The 13,023-nt window shown below is 69.7% G+C and carries 11 protein-coding genes; 4 read left to right on the plus strand and 7 right to left on the minus strand.

From position 1 onward, the window contains the following. Nucleotide 1: 1 nt before the first annotated feature. On the minus strand, nt 2–679 hold the full coding sequence (locus AB6A65_RS07305) for a sugar transferase (protein ID WP_371037716.1): 678 nt from the start codon (nt 677–679) through the stop codon (nt 2–4). A 165-nt stretch (nt 680–844) separates the two neighbouring features. Here AB6A65_RS07305 and AB6A65_RS07310 point away from each other — a divergent pair, with 165 nt between their 5' ends. The 3 genes from AB6A65_RS07310 (at nt 845) to AB6A65_RS07320 (ending at nt 3,781) form a co-directional block, all read left to right on the plus strand. Next, nucleotides 845–1,174, plus strand: coding sequence for an SMR family transporter (locus tag AB6A65_RS07310; protein WP_371037717.1), 330 nt, complete (start codon nt 845–847; stop codon nt 1,172–1,174). Nucleotides 1,175–1,238: 64 nt separating this feature from the next. Beyond that, entirely contained in the window at nt 1,239–3,056 is a 1,818-nt protein-coding gene (gene typA, locus AB6A65_RS07315) for a translational GTPase TypA (protein ID WP_371037718.1), read from the plus strand. A 38-nt stretch (nt 3,057–3,094) separates the two neighbouring features. Beyond that, nucleotides 3,095–3,781, plus strand: coding sequence for a DUF6639 family protein (locus AB6A65_RS07320; protein WP_371037719.1), 687 nt, complete (start codon nt 3,095–3,097; stop codon nt 3,779–3,781). A gap of 10 nt (nt 3,782–3,791) precedes the next feature. On the opposite strand, the gene AB6A65_RS07325 is transcribed toward AB6A65_RS07320, so the two are convergent. From AB6A65_RS07325 to recA, 4 genes are all read right to left on the minus strand, one after another. Further along, nucleotides 3,792–4,340, minus strand: a complete 549-nt coding sequence (locus AB6A65_RS07325; RefSeq protein WP_371037720.1) for a histidine phosphatase family protein — start codon at nt 4,338–4,340, stop codon at nt 3,792–3,794. Between the two features lie 61 nt (nt 4,341–4,401). Next, on the minus strand, nt 4,402–4,689 hold the full coding sequence (locus tag AB6A65_RS07330) for a DUF1330 domain-containing protein (protein ID WP_371037975.1): 288 nt from the start codon (nt 4,687–4,689) through the stop codon (nt 4,402–4,404). A 5-nt stretch (nt 4,690–4,694) separates the two neighbouring features. Then, nucleotides 4,695–7,382, minus strand: coding sequence for an alanine--tRNA ligase (gene alaS / locus AB6A65_RS07335; protein ID WP_371037721.1), 2,688 nt, complete (start codon nt 7,380–7,382; stop codon nt 4,695–4,697). A gap of 175 nt (nt 7,383–7,557) precedes the next feature. Next, entirely contained in the window at nt 7,558–8,634 is a 1,077-nt protein-coding gene (gene recA, locus AB6A65_RS07340; RefSeq protein ID WP_371037722.1) for a recombinase RecA, read from the minus strand. A gap of 188 nt (nt 8,635–8,822) precedes the next feature. Between recA and AB6A65_RS07345 the strand changes: the two genes are divergently transcribed. Then, a complete protein-coding gene (locus AB6A65_RS07345) occupies nt 8,823–9,413 on the plus strand; it encodes a gamma-glutamyl kinase (RefSeq protein WP_371037723.1) in 591 nt (196 codons plus the stop codon). Nucleotides 9,414–9,440: 27 nt separating this feature from the next. On the opposite strand, the gene AB6A65_RS07350 is transcribed toward AB6A65_RS07345, so the two are convergent. Together AB6A65_RS07350 and AB6A65_RS07355 are read right to left on the minus strand one after the other, a co-directional pair. Next, the gene (locus AB6A65_RS07350) at nt 9,441–11,747 is read right to left on the minus strand and encodes an ATP-binding protein (protein WP_371037724.1); all 2,307 of its coding nucleotides are present in this window, start codon (nt 11,745–11,747) and stop codon (nt 9,441–9,443) included. A gap of 108 nt (nt 11,748–11,855) precedes the next feature. Continuing rightward, complete coding sequence (locus AB6A65_RS07355) at nt 11,856–13,013, minus strand: RsmB/NOP family class I SAM-dependent RNA methyltransferase (RefSeq protein WP_371037725.1); 1,158 nt, start codon at nt 13,011–13,013, stop codon at nt 11,856–11,858. Nucleotides 13,014–13,023: the final 10 nt, after the last annotated feature.

Here is a 13,023-nt window from a genome sequence, read left to right on the forward strand (position 1 = left end):
CTCAGATGCCGCGCGCACGGAGCACGACGAGAAGCGTGCGCCAGACGATCCACGCCTCGAGCCGCCAGCCCGCCTCGGCGATGTAACGCAGGTCGGCCTCGACCTTGCGACGTACCGCCTCCGGCGTTTCGGCGTAGCCCTCGACCACCTGGGCGAGACCGCTGATGCCCGGCAGCACCGCATGGCGCGCGCGATAGCCGGGAACCGAGAACAGGTGGCGCCGCGCGTGATCCAGCATGTCGGGACGGGGGCCGATCAGGCTCATCTCGCCCCGCAGCACGTTCACGACCTGCGGCAGCTCATCGAGACGGGTGCGCCGCAGCAGACCGCCAAGCGGCGTGATGCGATGCCGTTCGGCCGTGGCCAGCGCACCCGCGAAGGCGTCCGGCCCGGGCCGCATGGTGCGGAACTTGTAGACACGAAACGGCCGGCAATGGCGTCCCAGCCGTTCCTGCGCGAAAACGAGCGGCCCGCGGTTCAGGACCAGGTTCAGGCAAAGCAGCAGGGCCGCCACGGTGACCAGAACCGGTAGCAGCATCACGGAAAGCACCAGATCGAAGGCGCGCTTTGCCCTGCGGAACGTCGCCCCGGAAGATCCGGACGGCGCAACGCTCACCGCCGTGTCGCAGCCTCGATCCGCCCGCACCCGGTCGGCGTGAAGATATTGTATTGGCAGCATCGCGGCGCTCCGGTACCATCGGCGGTCTCTCCGGTGCATTAGGGTGCGGTTAACCCTAACAAATCGTTAATCGCACCGGTGCAGCCGCGATCCCCGTTTCGCGTGCGCGTCTCCCGGCCTAGGGTGACGGGCGATTCCCTTTTCGGCCAAGGCGCGGATCACCCCATGCCCTATGTCACGCTCATCCTCGCGGTGCTGGCCGAAACCATCGGCACCACGGCGCTCCAGGCGAGCCAGCAGTTCACGCGGCTGGTGCCCTCGGTCATCGTGGTCGTGGCCTACGCCACGTCCTTTTTCCTGCTTGCCCAGGCGCTCAGGTTCTTTCCGGTGGGGATCGCCTACGCGATGTGGTCCGGCCTCGGCATCGTCTTCATCGCGCTGATCGGGCTTGCGCTTTTCGGGCAGCGGCTCGACTGGCCCGCCGTGGCCGGGATCGCCCTCATCCTCGCGGGGATCCTGGTGATCAACCTCTTTTCCGACACCGGGCCGCACTAGGGGCTGGCCTTTCCGGGCCCGCGCCCCTATCAGGCCCCGACAACAACTTCCGGACCTCCCCGACATGGACATTCGCAACATCGCGATCATCGCGCATGTGGACCACGGCAAGACCACGCTCGTGGACGCGCTCCTGCGCCAGTCCGGCACGTTCCGCGAGAACCAGGCCGTGGCCGAGCGCGCGCTCGATTCCAACGATCTCGAGCGCGAGCGCGGCATCACCATCCTGGCCAAGGCGACCTCGGTCGACTGGAAGGGCACGCGCATCAACATCGTCGACACGCCCGGCCACGCCGATTTCGGCGGCGAGGTGGAACGCATCCTGTCCATGGTCGACGGCGTGGTGCTCCTGGTGGACGCGGCCGAGGGACCGATGCCGCAAACGAAGTTCGTGACCGCGAAGGCGCTCGCGCTGGGGCTGCGGCCGATCGTCGTGCTCAACAAGGTGGACAAGCCCGCGGCGGAACCCGACCGCGCGCTCGACGAGGTGTTTGATCTTTTCGCCAATCTGGGCGCCGACGACGACCAGCTCGATTTCCCGCATCTCTACGCCTCGGGCATCGCGGGCTGGGCCGACACCGAGCTCGACGGTCCGCGCAAGGATCTGTCCGCGCTTTTCGCGCTGATCGTCAACCACGTGCCGAAGCCGCGCCAGCTGCACCGCGAGGGCGAGGATTTCCGCATGCTCGCCACAACGCTCGGCGCCGATCCCTTCCTGGGCCGCATCCTGACGGGCCGGGTCGAATCCGGCCGGATCAAGGCGGGCGCGACGGTTCAGGCGATCAGCCGCATGGGCCAGAAGATCGAGCAGTTCCGCGTCTCGAAGATCATGGCCTTCCGCGGCCTCTCCCAGCAGGAAATCCCCGAGGCCGTGGCCGGCGACATCGTCACGCTCTCGGGCATGTCGAAGGCGACCGTCTCGGACACGATCTGCGCGCTCGCGGTCGAGGAGCCGCTGCCCGCCCAGCCGATCGACCCGCCCACGATCTCGGTCACCTTCGGGATCAACGACAGCCCGCTCGCCGGGCGCGACGGCAAGAAGGTGCAGTCCCGCGTGATCCGCGAGCGGCTGATGCGGGAAGCCGAATCGAACGTGGCGATCCGGGTGAGCGACACGCCGGGCGGCGAGGCGTTCGAGGTCGCCGGCCGGGGCGAGCTTCAGATGGGCGTCCTGATCGAGAACATGCGCCGGGAGGGGTTCGAGCTCTCGATCTCGCGCCCCCGGGTGCTGATGCGCGAGGAAGACGACACGACGCTCGAGCCCATCGAGGAAGTCACCATCGACGTGGACGACGAGTATTCCGGCGCGGTGATCGAGAAGGTGACCGGCCCTCGCAAGGGCGAGATGGTGGAGATGCGCCCCGCGGGCGCGGGAAAGACGCGGATCGTCGCCCATGTCCCCTCGCGCGGGCTCATCGGCTATCACGGCGAGTTCCTGACCGACACCCGCGGCACCGGCGTCCTGAACCGCGTGTTTCACGGCTGGGCGCCGCACAAGGGCCCGATCCCCGGCCGCAGGGCGGGCGTGCTGATCTCGATGGAGGACGGCGAGGCGGTGGCCTACGCGCTCTGGAACCTCGAGGAGCGCGGGCGGCTTTTCATCGGCCCGCAGGAGCGCGTCTACCAGGGCATGATCATCGGCGAGCATTCGCGCGAGAACGATCTCGAGGTGAACCCGCTCAAGGGCAAGAAGCTCACCAACGTCCGGGCGAGCGGCTCGGACGACGCGGTACGGCTCACGCCGGCCACGCGGCTGACGCTCGAGGAGGCCATCGCCTACATCGACGACGACGAACTCGTCGAGGTGACGCCGAACGCGATCCGCCTGCGCAAGCGCCACCTCGACCCGCATGAGCGCAAGCGCGCCGCGAAATCGGCCTGAGGCTTGCCGCGCGGGGCCAGGGCGGCCTAGTCTCGTGCATGAGACCGCGCCCGATCCTTTCCGCGCTCGCGATGGCGTTCCTCCTTGCACCCGCCCCGCTGGCGAGCGGCACCCTCAGCTGCCCGGGCGGCAGCCTCACGGTGGCAAGCCCGGACGCCGCCCTGAACGAACGCATCTGCCGCGTGGCGGAGGCGGGCGCGGAGCAGCTGGCCGCCTGCGGGCTGCCGATCCGGGCGCCGCTCGTGATCCTCGCGGTGCCGGAGATCGCGCATGGCGACGTTTCGTGCCTCGGCGCCTATGATTGCGACCGGCTGGAACTCCGCTTCGTGACGCCGGCGGCGCTCGACGCCGCCCTCGCGCCGGACAGCGTGCTGCGCGACATCCCGCGCGAGGCTCTCTTCGACAGCCTCGTGGTGCATGAACTCGCCCACGCCGCGCTCGCCCAGCAGCCCTGCGCCGCGCCGCCCTGCCTCGCCGAACACGAATACGTCGCCTACACGATGCAGATGCAGGCCCTCGCGCCCGAGCACCGCGCCATCGTCACCGGCGCGGCGCGCGGGCTGGACCGTGTGACCGAAGAGCGGCTGAACGAGTTCATCGCCGTCGCCGCGCCGGACACCTTCGCCGCCTGGGCGTGGACGCATTTCTCGCGGCCGGAGAACGGCTGCGGCTTCGTTGCGCGGCTCATCTCCGGAGAGGCGCAGCTCGGGCTCGACGCCTACTGAACGCCCCGTCTCAGGGCGCGATCAGGATGCGGTCGGCGACGCGCAGGCCGTCCTCGCCGCGCTGCACCACCACGATCTCGCCCGAGCCGGGCGCGACGCCGGTGAGCGCGCGGATGTTCACGTAATGCGTCACGAGCATCGCCCGCTGGCCTTGGGGGAGCGCGTCGAGGAGCGCCCGCGTGGCCGCCGTCTGCGCGGCGGGATCGCCGCGTCCGCCGAAGAAGGAATTGAGCGGCGGGCGCTCCGCCAACGTGCCGAGTTCCAGAAGCTCCGCGGTCTCGCGGCAGCGGCACCACTGGCTGGTCCAGACGTGGTCGAAGACGATGCCCGCCTCGCGCAGCGCCGCGCCGCTTCGGCGGGCCTGCGCGCGGCCGTCCTCCGAGAGATTGCGCTGGGTTGCGCAGTCCCCGAGCGTGAAGCCTGCCGGGTCGCCCGTTCCCGGCGCGAGCGCGTGCCGCATGAGCGCGACCGCCCCCGGCGCCTTCAGTGCGGAAAGATCCTGCGCGGCCACGGAGAGCGGCAGACAGATGACCAGCACGGCGGCGATCAAGCGGCGCATCGGGACCCTCCCTTCGCTATCGAGACCTTAGGACCGGGCGGCCGACCGTCCAGCGGGCACGCTACCCGGTGGTCTCGACGATGAGAAGCTCGCGCTCCGAGGCGCCGCGGGCGTGGCTCAGCGCCTCCTGATACTCGGGAGAATGGTAGCACGCCTCGGCCGCCTCGACGGAGGGGAACTTCGCCACGACGTTGCGCGGCCGTTCCTGGCCCTCGAGCTGCACATAGCGCCCGCCGCGGGCGATGAACTGCCCGCCATGCTTGGCGATGGCGGGGCCGGCGAGTTCGGCGTATTTCCCGTACCCCTCGGGGTCGGTGACGGTCACATGGGCGATCCAGAGCGCGGGCATGGCTGTCATTCCACTTCTTCGGCGGGCGCGCCCGCGATCACGGTTTCGGCGGCCTTGATCGCCGCATCGGCGTTCGCGGGATCCTTGCCCCCGCCCTGGGCCATGTCGGGCCGGCCGCCGCCACCCTTGCCGCCAAGCTCGGAGACGGCTGCCTTCACGATCTCGACCGCCGAGAGCCGGTCCGTCAGATCGTCGGTCACCCCCGCCGCCACCGCCGCCTTGCCGCCGGCGTCGGCGATGAGCAGCACCGCGCAAGATCCGAGCCGCGCCTTCATCTCGTCGATGAGCGGTGGAAGATCCTTGCCCGAGACGCCCGAGAGCACCTGCGAGACGAACGACACGCCCTGCACGTCCTTGGGCGCGGGCTGGCCAACCCCCTGCCCGGCCCCGCCCGCCATGGCGAGATCGCGGCGAAGCTGCGCCACCTCGTTCGAAAGCTCCCTGAGCTTGGCCTGATCGGCCCGGACGCGCTCGACCAGGTGCTCGGGCGTGGTGCGCAGTTCGGCCACCGCGTCCTCGACGAGCTTGCGCAGCCGCGCGACATGGGCGCGCGCGGCCTCGCCGGTGAGCGCCTCGACCCGGCGCACGCCTGCGCTCGAGGCGCTGTCGCCCAGAAGCACGAATTCCCCGATGTCGCCCGTGCGCCGGACATGGGTGCCGCCGCAAAGCTCGATTGAATAGGTCCGCCCGTCCCCGCCCTTGCCGGAGCCCGGCTGCATACCCATCGACACCACGCGCACCTCGTCGCCGTATTTCTCGCCGAAAAGCGCCTGTGCGCCGATGGCGCGGGCGTCGTCCGGGGTCATGATGCGCGTCTCGACCGGCGCGTTCTGCCGGATGTAGGCGTTCACCTCGTCCTCGACGCGGGCGACCTCCGCCTCGGTGAGCGGCTTGGCGTGGGAAAAGTCGAACCGCAGCCGGTCCGGCGCGTTGAGCGAGCCCCGCTGCGCCACGTGATCCCCGAGCGCCTCGCGAAGCGCCTCGTGCAGAAGGTGCGTGGCCGAATGGTTGGCGCGGATCGCGGTGCGGCGGTCGTGATCGACCTCGAGCCGGGCGGGCTGCCCGGGCGCCAGTACACCCTCCTCGACCTCGGCGAAGTGGATGAAGACCCCGGCCACCTTCTTCGTGTCGGTCACGCGCGCCGTGGCCGCGTCGGTGGCGATGACGCCGGTGTCGCCCACCTGGCCCCCGGCCTCGGCGTAGAACGGGGTCTGGTTCAGCACGATCTGCACCGCCTGGCCGGGATGCGCCTGCGCCACCTCGCCCCCGTCCTGCACCAGCGCCAGCAGCTGGGCCTCGGCGGTCTCGGTGTCGTAGCCCAGGAAATCGGTGGCGCCGTGGGTCTCGGCGAGATCGTACCAGATCGCGGCGTCCTTCGCCTCGCCAGAGCCCGACCAGGCCGCGCGGGCCTTTGCCTTCTGTTCGGCCATGGCGGTCTCGAAACCCTCGGCATCGACCGCGCGGCCCTTCTCGCGCAGCGCATCCTGGGTCAGATCGAGCGGGAAGCCATAGGTGTCGTAAAGCCGAAACGCCGTGCGGCCCGGCAGCGACGCGCCGTCGGGCAGCTCCGCAAGCTCCTCCTCCAGAAGCTTCAGCCCCCGGTCGAGCGTCTGCTGGAAGCGCGTCTCCTCGAGCTTCAGCGTCTCCTCGATGAGCGCCTGCGCGCGGCCGAGCTCGGGATAGGCCGCGCCCATCTTGGCGACGAGCGCGGGCACCAGCCGGTGCATCAGAGGCTCCTTCACGCCCAGGAGATGGGCGTGGCGCATCGCCCGGCGCATGATCCGGCGGAGCACGTAGCCGCGCCCGTCATTCGAAGGCATCACCCCGTCCGCGATCAGGAAGGAGGTGGAGCGCAGATGGTCCGCGATCACCCTGTGATGGGTGCGCCCCGGCCCGTCGGGATCGGTGTTCGACGCGTTGGCCGAGGCCTCGATCAGGCTGCGCATGAGGTCGGTGGCGTAATTGTCGTTGGTGCCCTGCAGGAGCGCCGCCACCCGCTCGATCCCCATGCCGGTGTCGATCGACTGCGCCGAGAGCTCGCGCCGCGTGCCGTCCTCGAACTGCTCGTACTGCATGAAGACGAGGTTCCAGATCTCGACGAAGCGGTCGCCGTCCTCCTCCGGGCTGCCCGGGGGGCCGCCCCAGTACTGCTCGCCGTGGTCGAAGAAGATCTCCGAGCAGGGGCCGCAGGGGCCGGTGGCGCCCATCATCCAGAAATTGTCGTCGGTGGCGATGCGCAGGATGCGATCGTCGGGCAGGCCCGCGACCTTCTTCCAGAGATCGGCCGCCTCGTCGTCCGTGTAGTAGACGGTGACGAGCAGCCTGTCCTTCGGGATGCCGAGTTCCTTCGTGACCATCTCCCAGGCGAAGGGGATCGCCTGCTCCTTGAAGTAGTCGCCGAAGGAGAAATTGCCGAGCATCTCGAAGAAGGTGTGGTGCCGCGCGGTGTATCCGACATTGTCGAGGTCGTTGTGCTTACCCCCCGCGCGCACGCATTTCTGCGCCGTGGCCGCACGGGTGTAATCTCGGTGCTCGAGCCCCGTGAACAGGTTCTTGAACTGCACCATCCCCGAATTCGCGAACATCAGCGTGGGGTCGTTGCGCGGCACCAGCGGGCTCGACGGCACGATCTCGTGACCCTGCCGCTTGAAATAGTCGAGGAAGGTGGTGCGGATATCGTTGAGGCTTTGCATCGGGCGGGCGGTCTTCCGGACGGTTGATGGCATCCCCGACGGCTCGGGCGCGGCGCTGCGGCACGGGGCCCTGCCGGGTTCCGGAACCTCTATCCCCGTGCCGCGGCGCTGTCCATGCGAAAGGGGTCGGCCGCAGCGCCGCGCCGGCCGCTTTCCGGGTCCGGAGGGAAGGCCCTCAGCCTTCCATCACCTCGCCGTCGCCGTCGCCGCCCTCGGCCATATGGAAATCGAGCCCGTGGGCGGCGCGGATCTTGTCCTCGATCTCGAGCGCGACGGCCGTGTTCTCTTTCAGATAGGTCTTGGCGTTCTCGCGGCCCTGGCCGATGCGCTCGTCGCCGTAGCTGAACCAGCTGCCGGATTTATCCACCACCCCGGCCTTCACGCCGAGATCGAGAAGCTCTCCGGTCTTGGAGATGCCCTCGCCGTACATGATGTCGAACTCCACCTGCTTAAACGGCGGCGCGACCTTGTTCTTGACCACTTTCACGCGCGTGGCGTTGCCCACGACCTCGTCGCGGTCCTTGATCGAGCCGATCCGGCGGATGTCGAGGCGGACGGAGGAGTAGAACTTCAGCGCGTTGCCGCCCGTCGTCGTCTCGGGGGAGCCGAACATCACGCCGATCTTCATGCGGATCTGGTTGATGAAGATCACCATGCATTTCGACCGCGAGATGGAGCCGGTCAGCTTGCGCATGGCCTGGCTCATGAGGCGGGCCTGCACGCCCACGGACGAATCGCCCATGTCGCCCTCGAGTTCGCTCTTGGGCGTGAGGGCGGCCACCGAATCGACCACCACCATGCTGACGGCGCCGGAGCGTACCAGCGTATCGGTGATCTCGAGCGCCTGCTCGCCGGTGTCGGGCTGGCTGATCAGCAACTCGTCGAGGTCGACGCCGAGCTTGCGGGCATATTGCGGATCGAGCGCGTGTTCCGCGTCCACGAAGGCGCAGACGCCGCCCGTCTTCTGTTCCTCTGCGACGCAATGCAGCGTCAGCGTCGTCTTGCCGGAGCTTTCCGGGCCGTAGATCTCGATGATGCGCCCCTTGGGCAGGCCGCCGATCCCGAGCGCGATGTCGAGCCCGAGCGATCCGGTCGAGGTGGCCTCGATATCCTTCACCGGGTTGTCGGCGCCGAGCTTCATGATCGAGCCCTTGCCGAACTGGCGCTCGATCTGGGCGAGCGCGCTGTCGAGCGCCTTCTGCTTGTCCGCGCTTTTCTTGCTGTCCATGGAGAGAAGGTCTGCCGTTGCCATTGGGTTTCGTCCTTATTTCACACGCCGCGCCGAGCGGCAATGATTGCCTTTGTTCACTTTGTGTTCTTGCTTCCCTTGTGAGACCAAAAAGCGAACATTTCAAGTAAAATCCCTCTTGCCCGTACTTTCCCGCACAACGGTTAAGAAGTAGTTTAACCGTGCAGGTCACGGGAGGTCGGACGCGCGCCATGCTGGTTTTCGCGAAGCAGGGACTGGTGTTTCTCGCCGTGCCCAAGACCGGTACGACCGCCTACGCGGAGGCCCTCGCCCCCCATGCGAGCCTCGTTGTGCGCGACCCGCCCGAGCTCAAGCACGCGCCGATCTGGCGCTACAACCGCTTCTTCAGGCCGATGCTGGAAAAGTTCGCGGGCGAGATGGAGACCATCGCGGTCGTGCGCGAACCGGAAAGCTGGCTCGGGAGCTGGTATCGCTACCGGCGGCGGCCCTTCACGCGGGGCAAGCCCGTCTCCACCGAACGGCTCGGCTTCGACGCGTTCGTCCAGGGCTACCTTTCGGAGCCGCAGCCCGCCTGGGCGCGGGTCGGCAGCCAGTCGGCATTTCTCGCGCCGCGGCGCAATGGCACGGCAGCCGATCATGTCTTTCGCTACGAGGCGCCCGGATCGCTGCTGGATTTCCTCGAGGCGCGCTTGGGCGTCCGGCCGGCGCCGGCCCGGCGCAATGTGTCGCCCGAGGCGCCGCTCGAGCTTGCGCCAACAACGCGCGCGGCGTTGCGGGAGGTCTGCGCGGAGGATTACGCGCTTTGGGAGGGAAGCCGGTGAGTGCCCGGAAACGGTGGCCGCCCCGGGTCAGTGCAGCTGGCGCTGCACGGTTTCGGTAAGCTCATCGAGCGAGAAAGGCTTCGGGAGAAACACCGCGTTCGGGATGTCTGTGCTCTCGCGACCGAAGCTTTCCTCGGCGTAGCCCGAAACGAACACCACCCGAATGCCGGGATGATCGCGCAGCGCCTCGCGCACCCAGCTCGGCCCGTCGCGTCCCGGCATCACCACGTCGGTCACGAAGACATCGACGTCGAGGTCGCTCCCGCGCAGCGTTTCGAGCGCCTCCTCCGCCGATCCGGCCTCCAGCACGGTATGTCCCCGCAGCCTTAGCGCACGCGACGCGAAGGCCCGCACGGGCACCTCGTCCTCGACCAGCAGCACGACCGCCTCGCGGTGTGCCAGGGCGCGCCCGGCCTCGGGCGCGGCGCCGTCCCGCGGGCTGGCCTCGGCCGCATCGGCCGGGGCGGGAAAAAGCAGCGTGAACGTCGCACCCTCCCCGGGGCCGCTGTCCACGAAGACGAAGCCGCCGGTCTGCTTGACGATGCCGTAGACCGTGGAAAGGCCGAGCCCCGTGCCCTCCCCGGTCCGCTTGGTGGTGTAGAAGGGCTCGAACACCTTGCCGATCTTGTCCGGCGGAATGCCGACGCCCTCATCCGTGACCCTGACCGCGACGTAATCACCCGGCGGCACCTCGGCGCGGTCGCGCCGCCAGGGGTCGGCGAGGTGGAGGCGCTGCGTTTCGATCCGGATCTCCCCGCCACGCGGCATGGCATCGCGCGCGTTCACAACGAGGTTCATCAGCACCTGCTCGAGCTGGCGCTTGTCGGCGCGGATCGGCGGCAGATCGGGATCATGCACCAGCGTGAGCGACACGCGTTCGCCCACCAGTCGGTTCAGCAGATGGGTAAGATCCGCCAGCGTGTCGCGCAGGTCGAGCCGTTCCGGCCGAAGCGTCTGCTTGCGCGAGAAGGCGAGAAGCTGACCCACCAGCGCCGCGGCGCGGTTCGCGTTCTGGTGGATCTGGACAAGATCCCCGTAGTCGGGATCGCCCTGGTCGCGGCGCAGCAACAACAGATCGCAGTGCCCCGAGATCGCGGTCAGCAGATTGTTGAAGTCGTGCGCCACCCCGCCGGCGAGCTGCCCGATCGCCTGCATCTTCTGGCTTTGCACGAACTGCGCCTCCAGCGATTTGAGCTCCGTCGCGTCGTGCAGGACAGCCAGCAGCGCGGACGCCCCGCGTTCCGTGATCGCGCTCAGCGTGACCTGCACGAACACCTCCTGGTCGCGCCGCGTCAGCCGCAGGAATTCCGAGCGCACCACGCCCCTCACCGCTTCCTCCAGCCAGGTGTCCAGGGGGCGGCCCAGCCCCTCCATCAGGTCGGCGAGCCGCGTGCCGGGCACGGGGTCGCTGCCCAGAAGCCTTTGCGCATCGCCGTTGGCGGCGAGAACCCGCCCGTCGGCGCCAAGCTTCAGCAGCGCGACGGGCAGCCTGTCGATCGTCTCCCGGTCGGAGGCCGGCACGGGGTCCGTCCGCGCGGGCGCGGGAAACAGATAGAGATCGCGGCGGCCGCCACCGCCCTCGCCCTCGGCCACGAGGCAATCCAGGGAGCCCTCGGCGGCAGCGACCCGGGCCACCTCTCCCGACACGGGCGGCGCGTCGAAGATCTGGCTCAGCGATTTCACCCGCGCGCCGAGCAGACTCCGCGCCGCGTCGTTCATGAACAGGATCGCGCCGCCGCGCCCGGCGGTGAGCCGCGGAATGCCGAGCGTGTCGCCGCCGCCCGCCGCGGCGGCGCGGTCCCCGAAACTTTCGACCCGCCACAGCAGCGCCCCCGGGCCGATCCGTTGCGCCGAGAGCCGCAGATTGCCCTTGCGGGTCACCACGTCCTCGCGCGCAGCACCCGCAGCCTGCGCCTTGAGCGACAGCCGGCCGAGCACGGCCGAGGGGCTGGCCAGCGTGCTGCGGAGCGCACCCGCCAGCGTCTCGTGCGCCTCTGCGTTGTAGAGACGTTCCGCCGCGGCGTTCCAGAGGCAGAGCGCCCCGGCCTCGTCGGACAGAAGGCACGGCACCGCGTCGTGCCGGACGAACTCCGCGATCGCGGCGAAGTTGCGGCGCCGGCGGCGCGCCGACCAGGTTTCCGCCGCGCGGATGATCGCCGACAGCACCAGAAGCGTCGCCCCCGCTGCGAAGGCCCCGGCGGCGAAGGCGGGCGACGGGGCCATCGCGCCCGCGGCGACCATCAAGATGCCGATGAGCGGGAGCAGCCAGAAGCGGCGCGACATCTGCCAGTCGGCACGCGGAGACGTCGCGAGAGAGAGCATCGTTTCGGACACCGGGTCGGGGCACCTTTTCGATTCGAGCCACGGGCCATTACGTCCGGCGATGCTTAAGCGCCACTTAACGCCGGACGAAGACACCTCTGAGTTGCATAATGCGCGGCCTCACTGGGCCGTCAATACCGCGAGAAAGAAACCATCGCCGCTTGGGCCCGGCAACCACAGGTGGCAATCGGTCCGCACCCAACCGGGGTTTCGGGCAAGAAACGCCTCCACCTGTGCGCGGTTCTCGCCCTCGAGGACCGAACAGGTCGCATAGGCCAGCCGCCCGCCCGGGGCCACGAGCTGGGCCGCGGTCTCGAGGATGCGGGCCTGCAGAGCCTCGAGCCCGGCAAGACCTTCGGGATCGAGCCGCCACTTGGCCTCGGGATCGCGCCGCCAGGACCCGCTTCCGGAACATGGCGCATCGCAGAGCACGATATCGAAAGGACCCTCGGCCGCAGGATCGTCCACGATCCTGACATCGGCCTGCGCGCGCGCCGCACGCGCAGGCAGATCGCGCATGCGCCGCGGATGCGCGTCATGCGCCCAGACCGGCGCCCGCGCCAGCGCGGCGCGCGCCAGCGTCTTCCCTCCGCCTCCGGCGCAGTAATCGCGCCCCCGCCCCCCCGCGCGCGGCGCAAGCCGCGCGACCACGGCCTGGCTGGCCGCGTCCTGCAGCTCCACCAGCCCGTCGAGATAGGCCCGGCTGCGCGCGACAAGACGCGCGCCTTCCGTGACCTCGAGGGCGGTCTCGACGGTCTCGACGGGGCGCGCGCAAATCCCCTCTCCGGCGAGCGCGGCCACGGCGCCCGCGCGGTCCGTCCGCAGCAGGTTCACGCGCAGATGCACCGGCGCCCGGTCGCGAAGCGCGCGCGCCGCGCCATCCGCGTCTGTCCCGAGCGAAGCCTCGAACCGGTCCCAGAGCCAATCGGGCAAATCGCGCGCGGCCGCCCCCTCGGGCGGGTTGCCGGCGGTTCGCTCGGCCTCCGACAGGGGAGGCGGCGCGTGGCCGACACCCGTGAAGACGCTGTCCGGATCCTCGCCCGCGTCCCGCAACCGTCCCAGCATCAGCCCGCGCCCGTTGTCCGCCCCGCCCCGCGCGGCATAGGACCGCCGCCTGCGCAGCGCGTCGAAGACGAGATCGCGAAGCGCCCGGCGATCCTTCGATCCGGCGAAGCGCGAGCGCCGCGCCCAGCCCGAAAGCGCCGGCTCGGCCGGTGCGCCCGCGAGGATCTCGTCGAGGACCTCGGCGGCGGCCGCGACCCGCGCCGCGGGCGTCACGCGCCGCCCC

Source organism: Rhodosalinus sp. FB01, assembly GCF_041365715.1.
Classification (GTDB): Bacteria; Pseudomonadota; Alphaproteobacteria; order Rhodobacterales; family Rhodobacteraceae; genus Rhodosalinus.